Here is an 18,243-nt window from a genome sequence, read left to right as displayed (position 1 = left end):
CGTGGGGTGTGTGTAACTTATATCGAGTCAGCGAGACCGACAACGCCCCGCTGGAGAGTGAGATTCTTTCCGGTTTGTGTGGCGGGCAGGAAAACAATCGCTGGCGGATTCCAAAGTCACTTGAGGCTGGTCCACTGTTGTGTGGGTTGGTTTGGGTGTGCTGGTGTTGTTTGAGAACTCGATAGTGTGCCAATGTACTTTTGTTGCGTGGGTGTGTTCGCCTGCCTCGTTTTGTGCACTGTGTGGTGTGTGCCCTGTTTGGGTGTGTGCCGGTGGTGGCGTGGTTGAATTCCAATGATGGATCGCGTCATCTGTTTGGTTCGGTGTGCGTGGGGTGTGGTTGAACATGTTTCACGTATATTTTTTGGCCAGCCTCCTTTTTGCCCCGTCGGGTTGGGGGTTGGTTGTTGAACCTTTGTAATTTTTGGATTTTGCCAGTCCAGCACTTTGTGTTGGTTGGTTTGTTTTTGGTTGGGTTTGGGCTTTTCACGGCCTGTTTCTTTCTGAAACTTTTTGTGGAGAGTTTGATCCTGGCTCAGGATGAACGCTGGCGGCGTGCTTAACACATGCAAGTCGAACGGAAAGGCTCCTGCTTGCAGGGGTACTCGAGTGGCGAACGGGTGAGTAACACGTGGGTGATCTGCCCTGCACTTCGGGATAAGCCTGGGAAACTGGGTCTAATACCGGATAGGACGATGGTTTGGATGCCATTGTGGAAAGTTTTTTCGGTGTGGGATGAGCTCGCGGCCTATCAGCTTGTTGGTGGGGTAATGGCCTACCAAGGCGTCGACGGGTAGCCGGCCTGAGAGGGTGTACGGCCACATTGGGACTGAGATACGGCCCAGACTCCTACGGGAGGCAGCAGTGGGGAATATTGCACAATGGGCGCAAGCCTGATGCAGCGACGCCGCGTGGGGGATGACGGCCTTCGGGTTGTAAACTCCTTTCGCTAGGGACGAAGCGCAAGTGACGGTACCTGGAGAAGAAGCACCGGCTAACTACGTGCCAGCAGCCGCGGTAATACGTAGGGTGCGAGCGTTGTCCGGAATTACTGGGCGTAAAGAGCTCGTAGGTGGTTTGTCGCGTCGTTTGTGTAAGCCCGCAGCTTAACTGCGGGACTGCAGGCGATACGGGCATAACTTGAGTGCTGTAGGGGAGACTGGAATTCCTGGTGTAGCGGTGGAATGCGCAGATATCAGGAGGAACACCGATGGCGAAGGCAGGTCTCTGGGCAGTAACTGACGCTGAGGAGCGAAAGCATGGGTAGCGAACAGGATTAGATACCCTGGTAGTCCATGCCGTAAACGGTGGGCGCTAGGTGTGAGTCCCTTCCACGGGGTTCGTGCCGTAGCTAACGCATTAAGCGCCCCGCCTGGGGAGTACGGCCGCAAGGCTAAAACTCAAAGGAATTGACGGGGGCCCGCACAAGCGGCGGAGCATGTGGATTAATTCGATGCAACGCGAAGAACCTTACCTGGGCTTGACATACACCAGACCGGGCCAGAGATGGTCTTTCCCTTTGTGGTTGGTGTACAGGTGGTGCATGGTTGTCGTCAGCTCGTGTCGTGAGATGTTGGGTTAAGTCCCGCAACGAGCGCAACCCTTGTCTTATGTTGCCAGCACGTTATGGTGGGGACTCGTGAGAGACTGCCGGGGTTAACTCGGAGGAAGGTGGGGATGACGTCAAATCATCATGCCCCTTATGTCCAGGGCTTCACACATGCTACAATGGTCGGTACAACGCGTCTGCGAGCCTGTGAGGGTGAGCTAATCGCTGTAAAGCCGGTCGTAGTTCGGATTGGGGTCTGCAACTCGACCCCATGAAGTCGGAGTCGCTAGTAATCGCAGATCAGCAACGCTGCGGTGAATACGTTCCCGGGCCTTGTACACACCGCCCGTCACGTCATGAAAGTTGGTAACACCCGAAGCCAGTGGCCTGTCACAAGGAGCTGTCGAAGGTGGGATCGGCGATTGGGACGAAGTCGTAACAAGGTAGCCGTACCGGAAGGTGCGGCTGGATCACCTCCTTTCTAAGGAGCTTTTATTTTGTGCCCGCAGTTGTGGGTCATTGTTTGTGTGGTTGAGTCGCCGAGTGTGCGACTGCCACGGAAGTATTTTTGCCGGGTGGAGACACACCTTCAAGGTCATGGTGGCATCGTCTGGATGGTGGTGCGGCTGGCCTGTGAAGGGGTTGTGCGCTCACGTGGTGCCTGGTGGGTGGATGCATCCGGTTTGCGTGACAAAAGAGTATGCGTTGGTGCACTGTTGGGTGTCTGGGGCAGCACAAGGTTGTTCCTGTTGGGCCCTTGCGTGGATCGGCCACTGTGTTGTGGTTGGTTGTGTGTGGGGGTTGTGTTGTGTGAGAACTGTATAGTGGACGCGAGTATCTTTCTTTTTTGTGTTTTGGTGTTTGTACCTTGATTGTTTGTGTGTCCGTGTGTTTTGTTACGGGCGTATGGTGGATGCCTTGGCATGCTGAGCCGATGAAGGACGTGTGAGGCTGCGTTATGCCTCGGGGAGTTGCCAACAAAGCGTTGATCCGAGGATGTCCGAATGGGGAAACCCAGCACCAGTTGTGTGGTGTTACCCGCAGGTGAATACATAGTCTGTGTGGGGGTTGACGCGGGGAAGTGAAACATCTCAGTACCCGTAGGAGAAGAAAACAATTGTGATTCCGTGTGTAGTGGCGAGCGATAGCGGATGAGGCTAAACCGTGTGCGTGTGATACCTGGCAGGGGTTGCGTGTGCGGTGTTGTGGGGCGCAAATGGTGCAGGCTGTCAACTGCACGCGCAATGCATATACATCAGCGGAAGCATCTGGGATGGTGCGCCGGAGTAGGTGAAAAGTCCTGTACGTGAAGGTGTGTGTGGTTGTGTTGTTTGTGTTTTTCCCCGAGTAGCAGCGGGCTCGTGGAATCTGCTGTGAATCTGCCGGGACCACCCGGTAAGCCTAAATACTCAGTGTGACCGATAGTGAATTAAGTACCGTGAGGGAATGGTGAAAAGTACCCCGGGAGGGGAGTGAAAGAGTTCCTGAAACCATGCGCTTACAATCCGTCAGAGCACCGTTTGTGTGTGATGGCGTGCCTTTTGAAGAATGAGCCTGCGAGTCAGCGGCATGTCGCGAGGTTAACCCGATTGTGGGGTAGTCGTAGCGAAAGCGAATCCGAATAGGGTGGCAAGTGGCATGTCCTGGACCCGAAGCGGGGTGATCTACCCATGGCCAGTGTGAAGCAGCTGTAAGAGGTTGTGGAGGCGCGAACCCACTTAGGTTGAAAACTGAGGGGATGAGCTGTGGGTAGGGGTGAAAGGCCAATCAAACTCCGTGATAGCTGGTTCTCCCCGAAATGCATTTAGGTGCAGCGTGATGTGAGCTTGCCGGAGGTAGAGCTACTGGTTGGTTGAGCGGGACTATCATCTTAGCGACGTCAGCCAAACTCCGAATACCGGTGAAGTGGTGCATTGCAGTGAGACTGTGGGGGATAAGCTTCATAGTCGAGAGGGAAACAGCCCAGATCGCCGGTTAAGGCCCCTAAGGGTGTGCTAAGTGGAAAAGGATGTGGGATCGCGAAGACAGCCAGGAGGTTGGCTTAGAAGCAGCCATCCTTGAAAGAGTGCGTAATAGCTCACTGGTCGAGTGGTTCCGCGCCGACAATGTAGTGGGGCTCAAGCACACCGCCGAAGCCGCGGCAACAGTTTTCTGTTGGGTAGGGGAGCGTCGTGTGTGGGGTGAAGCCGTACCGGAAGGAGCGGTGGACTGCATGCGAGTGAGAATGCAGGCATGAGTAACGAATGGCAAGTGAGAATCTTGCCCGCCGGATGACTAAGGGTTCCTGGGTCAAGTTCGTCTTCCCAGGGTGAGTCGGGTCCTAAGGCGAGGCCGACAGGCGTAGTCGATGGTTAACGGGTTGATATTCCCGTACCCGTATATGCGCGCCCAGTATCGAAGCGGTGATACTAACCACCCTGACCCGCCGACCGTTGCCATCCTTTTCGGATGGTTGGTTGGTGGTGATGCGTGGGGCCTGATCCGTTGTAGGTCAGTGATGGGGTGACGCAGTGAGGTAGCCGAGCCGCTGATTGGATTGCGGTGCAAGCGTGTGGCACGACACCATGGTAAATCCTGGTGTTTTTTGTGTGAGGCGTGATGCGTAGCCCATAGTTGGGTGATGTTGGTGATCCTGGACTGCCGAGAAAAGCCTCTAGCGATGTGCGTATACGGCCCGTACCCATAACCGACACAGGTGGTCAGGTAGAAAATACTCAGGCGAGCGGGTGAACTGTGGTTAAGGAACTCGGCAAAATGCCCCCGTAACTTCGGGAGAAGGGGGACCTGCACTAGTCAAGCACTTCACGTGCGGCAGCTGGTGTGGGTCGCAGAGAAGAGAGGGGAGCGACTGTTTATCAAAAACACAGGTCCGTGCGAAGACGGTTAAGTTGATGTATACGGACTGACGCCTGCCCGGTGCTGGAAGGTTAAGAGGACCTGTTAGGACGTCATGTCCGAAGCGGAGAATTTAAGCCCCAGTAAACGGCGGTGGTAACTATAACCATCCTAAGGTAGCGAAATTCCTTGTCGGGTAAGTTCCGACCTGCACGAATGGCGTAACGACTCCCCTGCTGTCTCAACCACAGGCCCGGTGAAATTGCAGTACGAGTAAAGATGCTCGTTTCGCGCGGCAGGACGAAAAGACCCCGGGACCTTCACTATAGCTTGGTATTGGCATTCGGTGCGGTTTGTGTAGGATAGGTGGGAGACTGTGAAGCATGCACGCCAGTGTGTGTGGAGTCGTTGTTGAAATACCACTCTGACCGTAGTGGATATCTAACCTTGGCCCATGATCTGGGTTGGGGACAGTGCCTGGTGGGTAGTTTAACTGGGGCGGTTGCCTCCCAAAATGTAACGGAGGCGCCCAAAGGTTCCCTCAGCCTGGTTGGCAATCAGGTGTTCAGAGTGTAAGTGCACAAGGGAGCTTGACTGCGAGACTGACTAGTCGAGCAGGGACGAAAGTCGGGACTAGTGATCCGGCACCTACTTGTGGATGTGGTGTCGCTCAACGGATAAAAGGTACCCCGGGGATAACAGGCTGATCTTCCCCAAGAGTCCATATCGACGGGATGGTTTGGCACCTCGATGTCGGCTCGTCGCATCCTGGGGCTGGAGTAGGTCCCAAGGGTTGGGCTGTTCGCCCATTAAAGCGGCACGCGAGCTGGGTTCAGAACGTCGTGAGACAGTTCGGTCTCTATCCGCCGCGCGCGTTGAAACTTGAAGAAGGCTGTCCCTAGTACGAGAGGACCGGGACGGACGTACCTCTAGTGTGCCAGTTGTTCCGCCAGGAGCACGGCTGGTTGGCTACGTACGGGAGGGATAACCGCTGAAAGCATCTAAGCGGGAAGCCTGTTTTAAGATGAGGTTTCATTTGAGGTTCCCAGAAGACGACTGGGTTGATAGGCCGGACCTGGAAGCACAGTAATGTGTGGAGGCGACCGGTACTAATACACCAATAAACACACGAATCGCCGCACACCAACCAGGGTGTGAACACCGCGAAACGAACACAACAAAGCAAAACGCTTGCGTCCACTGTGCAGTCACTGACACAACACACCAACCCGAAGAAGTGGTTGGCCGACACTCAATTGCATACACACGCTGAACACTCAGCGCCGTGCACGCCCCTATAGGTGTGTCGGTGGTTGATGGCGGCGGGGAAACGCCCGGTCCCATTCCGAACCCGGAAGCTAAGCCCGCCCGCGCCGATGGTACTGCCCCCGGGAGGGAGTGGGAGAGTAGGTTACCGCCGACCCAACAACTTCACACAACAAGCACCCGCCACAAGCACCTTCTTGCGGCGGGTGCTTTCGCATGCTCACTACTCGGCCGGTGTCGACACGCTGCTTGCGTGTGCTCCCGCATTGCGGACAACCCCGCCCGCACCCATGATTGGCGGGAACCCACGAATATCCGTACCCGACCAAACTTCGCATTGCGGACACCAGCGACACCGCCAACAATGGGTGTACACCAACGGACCTGCCGTCCGGTAGGTGGGGTTTCGTAAAAGCTGACAACAGCGTTTTGCGACCTGGGGAAACAGCGAGCGAGAACCGTCCGGTCGTCAACTTTTACGAGAACACCCCACCCGAAGCCCACCTTGCGGACGCCGCACTGCGGACAACCACCCCACCACCAAGGATGGGTGCACACCAACGAACCTGCCGGCCGGGAAGTAAGTGTCTCGTAAAACCTGACAACACCGTTTTGCGACCTGGGGAAACGCAGAGCGAAAACCGCTCCCTCGTCAACTTCTGCGATACCAACCCAGCCGGACGCTAGCGGACTCCGCATTGCGGACAACAACCGCGTCACCCATCATTGGTGTCCACCCACGAATTGTACGAATCGACGAAACAGTCTCTTCGCCCGAGTATCGACCTGGGGAAATGCGCTGCCGATGCCGATTCGTGCACAACCGGTACCCGGATGACAAGACCGGGGCGCATCATTTGGGGGCGAAGCCCACCTTGCGGACTCCGCATTGCGGACAACAACGGTCCCACAAACAATGGGTGCGCACCCAGGGTGTGTAAAACTCGGCGACACTACCACCTGCCTTTTGCCGCGACCAGCACGAACACGACCGAACGTGACGACTTTTGCAAAACATGCTCACGCGAACCTTGTCAGGGCAGCAGGCCCCTTCGCCTGACTCTCAGCGGTTCACCTCCGGGTGCGTATAGTCCCGAAAGAGTGAACGGATAGGGAGGCGGACCTCAATGGCTGAGAAGGACGAGATCCTCGGGGCAGCACCAGACCCGGCAACACCAGACCCGGCAACCAGGGCCGCGGCCGCCCGGGCGGTAGGCCTGGTCAAGACCTATGGGAGGGGCGACACCGAGGTCAAGGCGCTCGATGGGGTCAACGTGGAGTTCGCCCGCAATGAATTCACGGCGATTATGGGCCCGTCCGGGTCGGGTAAGTCCACGCTCATGCACGTCATGGCGGGGCTGGACTCCGCCACGCGCGGCGAGGCGTATATCGGCGAGACGGACTTATCCCAGCTCAACGATAAGCAGCTCACGGCGCTGAGGCGCGATCGCCTCGGGTTCATCTTCCAGTCCTTCAACCTGGTGCCCACTCTCACAGCCGCGGAAAACATCACGCTGCCCACGAACATCGCGGGCGGCAAGGTGGACCCTCAATGGTTCGAAGAGGTCACCCAAAGGCTCGGCCTGGCCAAGCGCCTGGATCACCGTCCGGCGGAGCTGTCGGGAGGCCAGCAGCAGCGCGTCGCCTGCGCCCGCGCGCTGGTGAGCCGCCCGGAGCTGATCTTCGGCGACGAGCCCACGGGCAACCTGGACTCCAACGCCTCGAAAGAGGTCCTGGACATTCTCCGTACGGCGGTGGACAAGGACGGGCAGACGGTGGTCATCGTCACGCATGACGCCCGCGCCGCCTCCTACGCTGACCGCGTGGTGTTTCTGCGCGACGGCAATATCGTCGACGAGATGCGCGATCCGGACATGGAATCCATCCTCCGCGTCATGGCTGGCATGGAGGACTAGATGGCCAACACGTTGACGAAGGTGTCGCTGCGCAACGTCGCGGCGCACAAGCTGCGGCTCGCGCTGACGGTGCTTGCGGTGGTGCTGGGCACGGCGTTCCTGTCGGGCGCGCTGATGTTCACGAACATGCTGTCTGCCACATTCGATTCGGCCGTCGATACGGCGCTGGAAGACGTGGACGCGGTGGTGCGCCCGACCGAGGGCAGCATCGACATGGACACGTTCCACGCCATCGAGGACACCGAGGGCGTCGATGGGGTGAATGTGTTCGTGGATGTGCCTGTGGTCGTCGCTAGGCAGGATGAAGTTGCGATTCAGACGCAGCTCGGCACCTCGCGCCTCATGCCGTTCTACGGCGAAGGTGAGGCGGTGGGGAGGGCATCTGTGCTTGTCGACGGCTCCGCTCCCACCGCCGCCGGCGACATCGCCGTCAATGCGAATGGCGCGCAGAACTACGGCATTGAGATGGGCGAGAAGCTCATCGTGGTGGACAAGGACGGGCGCAACGAGTTCACCGTCACGGGGCTGTACGAGGACCCGCTGGCGCAGGAGACGTCGCTGGTGATGCGGGTGGGCGAGCAGGCCTACCTCGACGTGTACCGGGACGGCGCGTCGGTGCCGGCGGTGACGGTGGACGGGGGACAGGGGGTCGTCGATAGGCTGAAGGCGCAGTTCCCTGAGCTGGAGGTGCGCGCAGGCGCGGATGTGGCCGAGGAGATGTCGCAGCAGATCCGCGAGGGCTTGAGCTTTGTCAGCTACTTCCTCGTCGCGTTCGGCCTGGTTGGGCTGTTGGTGGGGACGTTCCTCATTGCGAACACGTTCTCCATGATCGTGGCGCAGCGCACCCGCGAGTTTGCGCTGCTGCGCTCGTTGGGGGCGTCGCGCGGGCAGATCACCCGCTCGGTGGCGTTCGAGTCCGCGCTGGTGGGACTCATCGGCTCTGCGCTCGGCGTGGCCGGCGGCATGGGGCTGGTGGCGCTGATCCGGGTGGCGATGGCGCGCTACGGCATGCCGCTGCCGGACGCGGGCACGGGCTTGTCCACCCGCGCGGTGGTGGTGCCGCTGGTGGTGGGCACGCTGGTGACGGTGTTGTCGGCGCTGGCGCCGGCTCGCAAGGCGGGGCAGGTCAAGCCTGTGGAGGCGATGCGCTCCAGCGAGGCCGCCACCCCGCAGCCGCTGCGCTGGCGCACAGCCGCGGGCCTGATCCTGGTGGCCGCGGGCGTCGCGGCGGCGGTGTACGCGATGGGCTGGGACGACGGCGCGACCGGCCGCCGCGCGGGCCTGGTGGGCGTGGCGGCACTGGCCGCGATCACTGGCCTGTTCCTGGCCGGCCCTGCGCTGAGCCTGCCGGTGGTGCCGCCGCTGGGCCGGGTGATTGGGCTGCCGTTCGGTGCGGTGGGCAGGCTTGCGTCCACGAACACGCGCCGTAACCCGCGCCGCACCGCCACCACGGCGTTTGCGCTGATGCTGGGCATTGCACTGGTGACGGTGATCGGCATGCTGGGCGCGTCGATGAAGCGCTCGGTGGACGACGTCGCCTCTAGCGAGGTGTCCGCGGACTTCGTGCTGTCCGGCCCACAGAACGGGGTGTTCCCGCTGCCGGAGGACCTGCCGGAGCGTCTCGAAGCGGTGGACGGCGTCGGCGAGACGGCCGCCTACACCCAGGCCCCGATCACGGTGGACGGGCAGTTCGGCTACCAGCTCGGCGGCTTCGGTATGACCGACGTGCTGCAGGGCGACCCGGCCGACCTGATCGCGCTGGACATGGTGGAGGGCAGCTCCAGCCTGGACGGCAACACCATCATCGCGCCGGCGCCGCTGGCGCAGGAGCACGGCTGGCGCGTCGGCGACACCCTCCCCGTCGCGGGGCCCACCGGCGAGTCGGTGGAGGCGACCCTGGGCGGGACCTTCGAGCCGTCGAATATCCTGCAGTCCTTCGTGGTCTCCGACGAGGCAGCCGCGGCCACGGGCGCGCGGGGGACCGGGCGCGTCCTCATGGTCGGCGTGAACAACGACGGCACGGTGGACGAGGCCCAGTTGCGCGCGAACCTCGAGGAAGAGGTGCGCCACGACATCGTCGTGCAGGTCCGCTCCACCAACGACATGGCGGGCGAGGTCTCCGCCATGATCGACCAGATGCTGTTCATCCTGTACGCGCTGTTGTCGCTGGCGGTGGTGATCGCGGTGCTTGGCATCGTGAACACGCTGACGCTGTCGGTGATTGAGCGCCGCCAGGAGATCGGCATGCTGCGCGCGGTGGGCACGCAGCGCCGCCAGGTCCGCACGATGATCACGCTGGAGTCGGTGCAGATGACCGTCTACGGCGCCATCCTCGGTGTGCTGTTGGGGCTCGGGCTGGGGTGGGCGTTCCTCACCGTCCTTGAGGCAAAAGGCTTGACGACGATCACCGTCCCGTGGCAGCTCATCCTCACCGTCCTCGCAGGGTCGTTCCTGGTTGGCCTGCTGGCCGCGGTGTGGCCGGCGGGAAGGGCCGCCAAGACCCCGCCGCTGGACGCGATCGCGGAGTAGGGGGCTTACCCGAAGCCGTACACGCCGACCGCCGAGGCGGCGATGGCGGCAAGGGCGGTGCCCACCCCGTATTTCACGGCGAGGACGAACTCGCCGCTTTCGACCATCTCGCCGAGCTGGCGCGCGAGCATGGACAGGGTGGACAACGCCCCGGCAAAGCCGACGCCGATGCCGATGCGCCACACGCCCGGCGCAGCCGCCGCAAAACCGATGACTGCGGCGGCCGAGACGTTCGCCGCGAACGTGGATGCAAGCGGGCTGCGGATCTGGCGCATGAGCAGCCAGCGGGCAAACCCACCTAGCATGCCGCCGATGAACACGGCCGCAACCCCGATGAGCAGGGGCAGCAGGTCAGCCATGCCGACGCCCCCGGGTGGCGTCGCCGGCCATCCAGGCCAGGGTGGCGGTGGTGAGGCTGAGCACGATGATGAATCCGGCCCACACCGGAGAATCCGACACCGCGGTCAGGGAGATCGCGGAGAGGGTGGAAAACCCGCCGAGGAAGCCCACGCCCCAGAACGGGCCGGGTTGGAATAGGCCCATGGCGAAGCAGGCGACGAGGTTCACCGCGGTGGTCACGGTTAGCGCGAGCGCTTCGGGCGTGGTGGGGTTGACCCAGATCAGCACGAGGTAGCGTGCGACAGCTCCAAGTCCCGCGCCCAGCGCCACGGAAAGGCCGGTTGTGAGGTCGTTGAACTGCACATTTCCCACTCTAACGCCCTAGCCGCCGAAGGCCCGCAGGCCCCAGTGCATGCCGAACCAGGCGGCGGCGATGCCCAGCACCGCGGTGCGCAGGGCGTAGCGCAGGGCCTGACGGTGCTGCCCGGCGGTGATCAGGTCGCCGAGCTCGCGGGCGAAGGTGGACCAGGTGGACAGCGCGCCGGCGAAGCCTGCGCCGAGCGCGATCTGCCACGCGATTGGGGCGGTGGCGGCGAAACCGGCGATGGTGCAGGCCACGGTGTTGGCGGCGAAGGTGGCGGCGTGGGCGTTGTCGATCAGCTGGGACAACGCGAAGCGCGCCATGCCGCCGAGCACACCGCCGGCGAACACGACGACGAGGGTAAGTGCCAATCCGAGCCAGCTAACCATGGCGGCGCTCCCGGAGGGTGTGGCCGAGAAGGTAGGAGGCTATAGACGTCGCAAAGCTGAGTGCGACGATGACCAGCGCGATGATCGCCTCCGACTGCATCGCCGCCACCGAAATGGCGGAGAAGGTGGTGAAGCCGCCGAGGAAGCCCGCGCCCCACAGCGGACCCGGCTTGTACAGGCCCATGGCGAAGCAGCCGGCGATGTTGACGGCGAAGGCCAGTGCGAGCGCCGCCGTGGACCCGGGTGCGGCATATAGGAGCACAAAATGCCTGACGACGGCCCCAAGGCCCGCCCCGAGCCCGACCGTGAGTGCTGTCCGGAATGTGTCCACGGCTGCGAGTCTATCGCCAGTCCATCTGCTGGCGTTCCACGAACTCTGCGACCTCCTCCGGGGTCTTCTTCAGGTACGGGTCCCAGGCGAGGTACTCGCGGGTCTCGCGCACCACGATGCCGGACAACAGCAGCAGGCCGATCAGGTTCGGGATGGCCATCAGCCCGTTGGACAGGTCGGAGAACGTCCACGCCAGCTCCAGCGACGCCACCGCGCCGACAAAGGACAGGGCGGTGAAGAACATGCGGTAGGGGATGGACGCCCAGTCGCCGAACAGCGCCACGATGGCGCGCTCACCGTAGTAGGACCAGCCCAGGATGGTGGAAAAGGCGAAGAAGATCAGGGCGACGGAGACGATCAGGCTGCCCCACTCGCCGGGCAGGGCCGTCTCGAAGGCGGTGGCAGTCATGATGGCGGCCTGGTCGCGGCCCATGTCCCAGGTGCCGGCGGTGACGATGACCAGGCCGGTGATGGTGACCACGATGATGGTGTCGATGAACGTCTGGGTCATGGACACCAGCGCCTGGCGCGCCGGGTGCTGCGTCTTCGCGGCCGCGGCGGCGATGGCGGCGGAGCCCATGCCGGACTCGTTGGAGAAGATGCCGCGGGCCACACCGAACTGGATGGCCAGCATGATGCCGGAGCCGACGAAGCCGCCGGTGGCGGCGGTGCCGGTGAACGCGTCGGTGAAGATGGTGGCAATGGCTTCCGGCACCCGGTCCGCCATCAGCGCCAGCGCGGTGATGCCGCCGCCGACGTAGATGACGATCATCAGCGGCACGAACGCCGCGGTGATCTTGCCGATGCCCTCGATGCCGCCGAGCACGGCCGCGCCGACCGCGAAGAAGATGATTACGCCGGCGACGTTGGCGCTGATGCCGAAAGCGTCGTTCATGCCCGCGGCGATGGAGTTGCCCTGGGCGAGGTTGCCGATGCCGAAGGAGGCGAAGATGGTGAACAGGGTGAACGCCGCGGCCAGCGTCTTGCCGAAGCGGCCGCCGACACCGGTTTTCAGGTACTCGTGCGGCCCGCCTTGCTGCTTTCCTTTCTTGTCGGTGGTGCGGAAGCGCACGCCCAGGTACGCCTCGGAGTACTTCGACGCCATGCCGACGATGCCGGTCAGCCAGACCCAGAACAGCGCGCCGGGCCCGCCGATGGAGATCGCGGTGGCCACGCCGACGATGTTGCCGGTGCCCACCGTTGCGGCCAGGGCGGTGGTCAGCGCTTGGTAGTTGGAGATGTCGCCGGCGCCTTCCTCGGGCTTGTCCACGAACGCGTGGCGTGTGGCGCGGCCGAGGGTGCGGAACTGGATGCCGCGCAGGCGGATGGTCAGGAACAGGCCGGTGCCCAGCAGCAGGGGGATGAGCAGGAACGGTCCCCAGACGAAGGTGGAGATAGCACTGAGGATGTCGTTCAAGGTGTCAGCCATGCCGAGTAGTAAAACATACGGCGCGGTGAATAATATATAGGTGGCGGGAAATACATTCACGGACGATGATGGTGGAAAGGACTCTGCCTGAGACACAAGGAGTATTCCCATGGCATACGAACGCGCCGGCCAGCCCGCCCGCGAGGACGACCTCATCGACATCGCCGAGGTAGTCACCGCCTACTACACCCGCGACATCGACCCGGACAACCCGGACCAGCAGGTCGCGTTCGGCACCTCCGGCCACCGCGGCTCCTCCCTGGACAACGCGTTCAACGAGGCGCACATCCTGGCCACCACGCAGGCGATCGTGGACTACCGCCGCGGCGAGGGCATCGACGGGCCGGTCTACATCGGCCGCGACACCCACGCCCTGTCCGAGCCGGCTATGGTCTCCGCGCTCGAGGTGCTCATCGCAGGCGGGGTGCAAGTGCTTGTCGACGCCTCCGGCCGCTACACGCCCACCCCAGCCGTCTCCCACGCAATCCTGACCCACAAAGGCGGCAAGGCCGACGGCATCGTGGTTACCCCGTCGCACAACCCGCCGCGCGACGGCGGCTTCAAGTACAACCCGCCCACCGGCGGCCCCGCCCCGGCGGAGGCCACGGACTGGATTGCCAAGCGCGCCAACGAGTACATCGCCGCAGGCCTTGACGGCGTGAAGCGCACCCCCGTCAGCGGCGTGCTGGACGAGCGCGCCGGGAAGTTCGACTACCTCGACCATTACGTTGCCGACCTGGGCAACGTGGTGGACATGGACGCGATCAAGGCGTCCGGCCTGCACATCGGCGCCGACCCGATGGGCGGGGCGAGCGTGGACTACTGGGGTGCCATCGGCGAGCGCTACGGGCTGAACCTCGAGGTGGTCAACCCGCACGTGGACGCCACCTGGCGGTTTATGACCCTGGACACCGACGGCAAGATCCGCATGGACTGCTCCAGCCCGAACTCCATGGCGTCGCTGGTGCACAACCGCGACAAGTTCGACCTGGCCACCGGCAACGACGCGGACGCGGACCGCCACGGCATCGTCACCCCCGACGCTGGCCTGATGAACCCGAACCACTACCTGGCCGTGGCCATCGAGTACCTGTTCAGCCACCGCGACGGCTGGTCCGACGGCACCGCGGTGGGCAAGACGCTGGTGTCGTCCTCCATGATCGACCGCGTCGTCGCGTCGCTCGGCCGCGAGCTGGTGGAGGTGCCCGTCGGCTTTAAGTGGTTCGTGCCGGGGCTCATCGACGGCACGATCGGCTTCGGCGGCGAAGAATCCGCCGGCGCGTCGTTCTTGCGCAAAGACGGCACCGTCTGGTCCACCGACAAGGACGGGCTGATTATGGACCTGCTCGCCGCCGAGATCACCGCCGTGACCGGCAAGACCCCCTCCGCGCGCTACGCGGAGCTCGAGGCCGAGTACGGATCCCCGGCCTACGCGCGTATCGACGCCCCGGCCGGCCGCGAGGAGAAAGCCAAGCTCAAGGCGCTTTCGGCTGACCAGGTGTCGGCGGATACGTTGGCGGGCGAAGCAATCGTCGCAAAGCTGACTGATGCTCCCGGCAACGGCGCCGCCATCGGCGGGCTGAAGGTGACCACCGAAAACGCGTGGTTCGCAGCGCGCCCATCCGGGACTGAGGACAAGTACAAGATCTACGCCGAATCCTTCAAGGGCGACGCGCACCTGCAGCAGGTGCAGGAGGAAGCCCAGGCGCTCGTTTCTGAAGTTTTGGGCGACTAATGGAGTAACGTACGACCTGTGAGCACAACGACAACCCCCGCGCCCGAGCGCAACACGAAGACGCTGGTGCTGGACGTACTGTCCGCACTCGCGCGGTTTTACATGGCGTACGTGTGGCTGGACGCCGGCATCGCGAAACTCGGCGTCCCCCTCGACGTGACCAAGACCATCGAGGCCTACGAAATCTTTACCCCCGACTGGTCTTACCTGCTGGCCCACATCATCGGCCCACTTGAGGTGGCCGGCGGCCTGCTGCTGCTTCTGGGCATCAAGCTGCGCTGGTCCGGCAAGGTGTCCATCATCGTGCTGACGCTGTTCATCATCGGCATGCTGTCCGCCTGGCAGCGCGGCCTGGTCATCGACTGCGGCTGCTTCGATCCGTCCGCGGCGGGGGAGGGCGAGACCAACCTGCTTGTTACCGTCGCGCGCGACGTGGCCTACATCGCGATCACCGGCTTCATGATGTGGCGTCCGTTTAAGAAGTTCGCTATCTACCCCTAAACTTGTGCGGGTAAATCTGTACCCGCCATGCCGCCAGGCACGCACAACAGGAGATAACTGTGACCACACGCAAAGTGGAAAACCCGAACAAGAAGGGCAACACCGCCTTCATCTGGGCAGTCCTCGCCGTACTCGCTATCGCCCTTGTGGTGATCGGCTTGATCGTCTTCAACGGCCGCGAAAACCGCAGCGCCGCCATCAAGGAGGGGATGATCGACGTCGAAGGCATCAACGTCGCCTGGAACGAGGATGAAGACATCATCCACCTCACCGGCGACAACGCCGACGCCAAGACCGCCGAGCTGTTCGAGGACTTCTCCTGCACCCACTGTGCGGACCTGCACATCGCCAGCGACGAAGCGATGATTGAGAAGCTCAAGGCTGGCGAAATCAACGTGGACCTGCGCCCGATGACCGCCCTGGACAAGGGCGAGGAGGGTCACTCCACCAAGGCGCTCGCCGCAGAGCTTGCGCTGTTCGCCAACGGCGATCTGGCCCAGGCGTTCACCATCCGCGACTACCTGTTCCAGAACCAGCAGACCGTGTACAACAAGTACGACAACGACGGTTTCGCGGACATGGCAAGCGACTACGAGGCATCTAAGGAAGCCGTGCAGGACATCCGCGACGGCAAGTACCTGGAGACCGCGAAGCGCATGGGCGCAAACAACATGAAGTACCAGGAGGACAAGACCGGCGAGGCCTGGACCCCGCGCGTCCTGGTCGACGGCAAGGACATCGAGGACATCGAGGGCAAGCGCGACGACTGGCCGCAGACCCTGTCTCAGATGTAAACGCGTTCCGCAAGCGTTTTCACCGCCTCACTCCGGTCCCGGGGTGGGGCGGTTTCACGTTCCCGCTGGGGATTTGGAGGCCCGCGCGCCCGACTGTATATTTACGTGAGTTATCCAAGGGGCTATGGCGCAGTTGGTAGCGCACCACACTGGCAGTGTGGGGGTCACGGGTTCGAATCCCGTTAGCTCCACTCCACAACTACATATTCCTGTGGCGGCACAGCTGCCATACGGGGCTATGGCGCAGTTGGTAGCGCACCACACTGGCAGTGTGGGGGTCACGGGTTCGAATCCCGTTAGCTCCACCAAAAGCAAAACTGCCCGGCTGTTCGGCCGGGCAGTTTCTCGTTTCTGCAGCTACTGGGCGGCTTGGCGCATGCCCTCGAAGTAGGCGTTGCCGTCAGCGCCGGTGTAGCAGGCGTGCGAATCGACGGGCCACACGTCGCGCGCCTGCTCGCACGTGAACAGGCTCCCGTAGGGGCCCAAGGTGGCCCACTCCATGGCCGGCGGGCCGGAGGGTTGCTGGGGCGCTTGCTGCTGGGGTGCGGGTTCGGGGGCTTGTTGCTGTTGCTGCTGTTGTTGGTTCGCCGCCTCGCGCTGCGCTGCCTCGCGTTCGGCGGCTTCGCGCTGCGCTGCCTCACGTTCCGCCGCCTCGCGTTTGGCGGCTTCGCGTTCGGCTTCTGCGGACTTCGACGCTGCAGCTGCGGAAGAGGACGCTGCCGCCGCGGACGAAGACGCGGCGGCCTCTTTCTCCTCGGCTTCCTTGTCCAGCCGCTTGAGGGCGGCGTCGAGCTCCTCGCGGTCGATGACGCCGTCGCCGTCCGCGTCGTCCGACGCGTCGAGCTTGTGGCTGAGCTCGCGCATGTCGGATTCGCAGCCGTCGTCGCCGTCGCACACCGCAGAGGCGATGGCGGGGCTGGTGCCGGCGATGGTGTCGGATGAGCTGCCGCAGGCGGCCAAGGTCAGGGCCGCGGCGCAGGCGAGGGCGGTTGTGAGTCTCCTGTGCATGGCCAGAATTTTAGCGCAATTGCCGGCGCGGGGAGCTACTCTGAGCTGCATGTTTACCTCACCGATCGGGCCGTTGCGCTTCGCCGCGAGCGGGCGCGGCGTCACCCGCGTGTGCTTCGAGGGGGAGCCGCTGCTTGACGACGCCCTTTCGGTGAGCCCCCTGGTCACCCAAGAACTGACCGAGTACTTCGCTGGCACGCGCCGGGAATTCACTGTCCCGCTGGACTTGTCAGGCGTGACTGAGTTCCGGGCGGCGGTGCTACGGGAGCTGGCGAAGGTCCCGTTCGGGGAGACCACCACGTATGCGCAGCTCGCCCGCGCGGTGGGCAACCCCAAAGCGGTGCGGGCGGTGGGCAGCGCGTGCGCGACCAACCCGCTGCCGCTGTTCATCCCGTGCCACCGGGTGCTGCGCTCCGACGGCCAACTTGGCGGTTACCGTGGCGGGGTAGAGGCAAAACGTTTCCTACTGCGAATGGAGGGCATCGATGTCTGACTCGTTTGTGAAGTACGGCAGCGCGCCGGGAGCGGCAGCCGCGGAGGCCGCGTACCTGCGCTGGCTGCGGGAGGGCTCCGCCGCGGTGGTGGAGGTGCTCGCACTCGACGAGGACGCGAACACGCTGACCATCGAGAAGGTGGATTCGGCCCGCCCGACCGTGGACGCCGCCCGCGAGGCCGGGCGGGAGCTGGCCGCCATCCACGCCATGGGCGCCGCCGCGTTCGGCGCGCCCGCGGACGGGTGGGACGGCCCCAACTTCATCGGCACCCGCCAGCAGGCGTGCGAGCCCACCGAACGCTGGGCCGAGTTCTACGTGCAGCAGCGCGTGCTGCCATTCGCCGAGAAGGCGCTTAAAGCGGGGAATCTCGGGGGCGGCGGCATGGACGTCGTTAAGCAAGCATGCGATGCGCTACTCGAAGCGGACGAGGACGCCCCACTGGCGCGCATCCACGGCGACCTGTGGGCGGGCAACCTGCTGTTCGGGTCGGAGGGCCCGCGGTTCATTGACCCGGCGGCGCACGGCGGGCACCCGCTGACCGACATCGCGATGCTCGAGCTGTTCGGCGCCCCGTACTTCAACGCGATCGTGGACGGGTATGTGGATGCCGGCGGCGAGCTGGGCCGCGACTGGCAGCGGCGCATCGCGGTGCACCAGCTGCACCCGCTGGCCGTGCACGCGTGGACGCACGGACCGTCCTACGGCTCCGCGCTCGTGCGCGCGGCGGAGGAGACCCTGCGCGTGGTAGACAGTAGGCAATAAAGGAG

General features: G+C 63.2%; 13 protein-coding genes, 2 tRNA genes and 3 rRNA genes. 12 read left to right on the top strand and 6 right to left on the bottom strand.

Translation table 11 applies throughout. From position 1 onward, the window contains the following. Positions 1-512 precede the first annotated feature (512 nt). From ACX1NL_RS09600 to ACX1NL_RS09580, 5 genes are all read left to right on the top strand, one after another. Positions 513-2,030: ribosomal RNA gene (locus ACX1NL_RS09600) — 16S ribosomal RNA — on the top strand. 404 nt (positions 2,031-2,434) lie between these two features. Continuing rightward, positions 2,435-5,517, top strand: a 23S ribosomal RNA gene (locus ACX1NL_RS09595). Between the two features lie 172 nt (positions 5,518-5,689). Beyond that, positions 5,690-5,807 (top strand): 5S ribosomal RNA (gene rrf, locus ACX1NL_RS09590). Together the 16S, 23S and 5S rRNA genes form the textbook arrangement of a ribosomal RNA operon. A gap of 970 nt (positions 5,808-6,777) precedes the next feature. Further along, positions 6,778-7,566, top strand: coding sequence for an ABC transporter ATP-binding protein (locus tag ACX1NL_RS09585; protein WP_458898016.1), 789 nt, complete (start codon positions 6,778-6,780; stop codon positions 7,564-7,566). Further along, positions 7,567-10,095: an ABC transporter permease gene (locus ACX1NL_RS09580; RefSeq protein WP_458898015.1), complete on the top strand. Its 2,529-nt coding sequence runs from the start codon at positions 7,567-7,569 to the stop codon at positions 10,093-10,095. A 5-nt stretch (positions 10,096-10,100) separates the two neighbouring features. Here the strand turns inward: ACX1NL_RS09580 and ACX1NL_RS09575 are convergent, their stop codons facing one another. From ACX1NL_RS09575 to ACX1NL_RS09555, 5 genes are all read right to left on the bottom strand, one after another. Continuing rightward, on the bottom strand, positions 10,101-10,454 hold the full coding sequence (locus ACX1NL_RS09575; RefSeq protein WP_239307496.1) for a CrcB family protein: 354 nt from the start codon (positions 10,452-10,454) through the stop codon (positions 10,101-10,103). Beyond that, positions 10,447-10,797 carry a CrcB family protein gene (locus ACX1NL_RS09570; protein ID WP_458898014.1) on the bottom strand — a complete coding sequence of 117 codons (351 nt, stop codon included), beginning with the start codon at positions 10,795-10,797 and terminating at the stop codon, positions 10,447-10,449. Before ACX1NL_RS09570 ends, ACX1NL_RS09575 begins: the two co-directional genes overlap by 8 nt. 18 nt (positions 10,798-10,815) lie before the next feature. Continuing rightward, complete coding sequence (locus ACX1NL_RS09565; protein ID WP_458898013.1) at positions 10,816-11,184, bottom strand: fluoride efflux transporter FluC; 369 nt, start codon at positions 11,182-11,184, stop codon at positions 10,816-10,818. Further along, positions 11,177-11,446, bottom strand: a complete 270-nt coding sequence (locus ACX1NL_RS09560) for a CrcB family protein (protein WP_458898012.1) — start codon at positions 11,444-11,446, stop codon at positions 11,177-11,179. Before ACX1NL_RS09560 ends, ACX1NL_RS09565 begins: the two co-directional genes overlap by 8 nt. A 79-nt stretch (positions 11,447-11,525) precedes the next feature. Continuing rightward, on the bottom strand, positions 11,526-12,944 hold the full coding sequence (locus ACX1NL_RS09555) for an alanine/glycine:cation symporter family protein (RefSeq protein ID WP_458898011.1): 1,419 nt from the start codon (positions 12,942-12,944) through the stop codon (positions 11,526-11,528). A gap of 109 nt (positions 12,945-13,053) precedes the next feature. Between ACX1NL_RS09555 and pgm the strand changes: the two genes are divergently transcribed. The 5 genes from pgm (at position 13,054) to ACX1NL_RS09530 (ending at position 16,282) form a co-directional block, all read left to right on the top strand. Next, positions 13,054-14,679: a phosphoglucomutase (alpha-D-glucose-1,6-bisphosphate-dependent) gene (gene pgm, locus ACX1NL_RS09550; protein ID WP_392398798.1), complete on the top strand. Its 1,626-nt coding sequence runs from the start codon at positions 13,054-13,056 to the stop codon at positions 14,677-14,679. Positions 14,680-14,697: 18 nt separating this feature from the next. Then, positions 14,698-15,180 (top strand): MauE/DoxX family redox-associated membrane protein, encoded by a 483-nt coding sequence (locus tag ACX1NL_RS09545; protein WP_239307502.1) that lies wholly within the window; start codon positions 14,698-14,700, stop codon positions 15,178-15,180. 59 nt (positions 15,181-15,239) lie between these two features. Further along, complete coding sequence (locus ACX1NL_RS09540) at positions 15,240-15,974, top strand: DsbA family protein (protein ID WP_458898010.1); 735 nt, start codon at positions 15,240-15,242, stop codon at positions 15,972-15,974. A 118-nt stretch (positions 15,975-16,092) separates the two neighbouring features. Beyond that, positions 16,093-16,165: transfer RNA gene (locus ACX1NL_RS09535), tRNA-Ala, on the top strand. Positions 16,166-16,206: 41 nt separating this feature from the next. After that, a tRNA-Ala gene (locus ACX1NL_RS09530) sits at positions 16,207-16,282 on the top strand. 49 nt (positions 16,283-16,331) lie between these two features. Here ACX1NL_RS09530 and ACX1NL_RS09525 read toward each other — a convergent pair. Continuing rightward, the gene (locus tag ACX1NL_RS09525) at positions 16,332-16,982 is read right to left on the bottom strand and encodes a hypothetical protein (RefSeq protein ID WP_458898009.1); all 651 of its coding nucleotides are present in this window, start codon (positions 16,980-16,982) and stop codon (positions 16,332-16,334) included. Between the two features lie 49 nt (positions 16,983-17,031). Between ACX1NL_RS09525 and ACX1NL_RS09520 the strand changes: the two genes are divergently transcribed. Together ACX1NL_RS09520 and ACX1NL_RS09515 are read left to right on the top strand one after the other, a co-directional pair. Next, positions 17,032-17,475 carry a methylated-DNA--[protein]-cysteine S-methyltransferase gene (locus ACX1NL_RS09520; RefSeq protein ID WP_202032095.1) on the top strand — a complete coding sequence of 148 codons (444 nt, stop codon included), beginning with the start codon at positions 17,032-17,034 and terminating at the stop codon, positions 17,473-17,475. Next, positions 17,468-18,238, top strand: coding sequence for a fructosamine kinase family protein (locus ACX1NL_RS09515; protein ID WP_181889000.1), 771 nt, complete (start codon positions 17,468-17,470; stop codon positions 18,236-18,238). The genes ACX1NL_RS09520 and ACX1NL_RS09515 overlap by 8 nt, the downstream gene beginning before the upstream one ends. Positions 18,239-18,243 lie beyond the last annotated feature (5 nt).

The sequence above is a fragment of the Corynebacterium sp. CQ3829_602738 genome (genome assembly GCF_054478435.1).
Note: the sequence above shows the minus strand (reverse complement) of the source record. Positions and strands in the feature narration are given on the sequence as shown.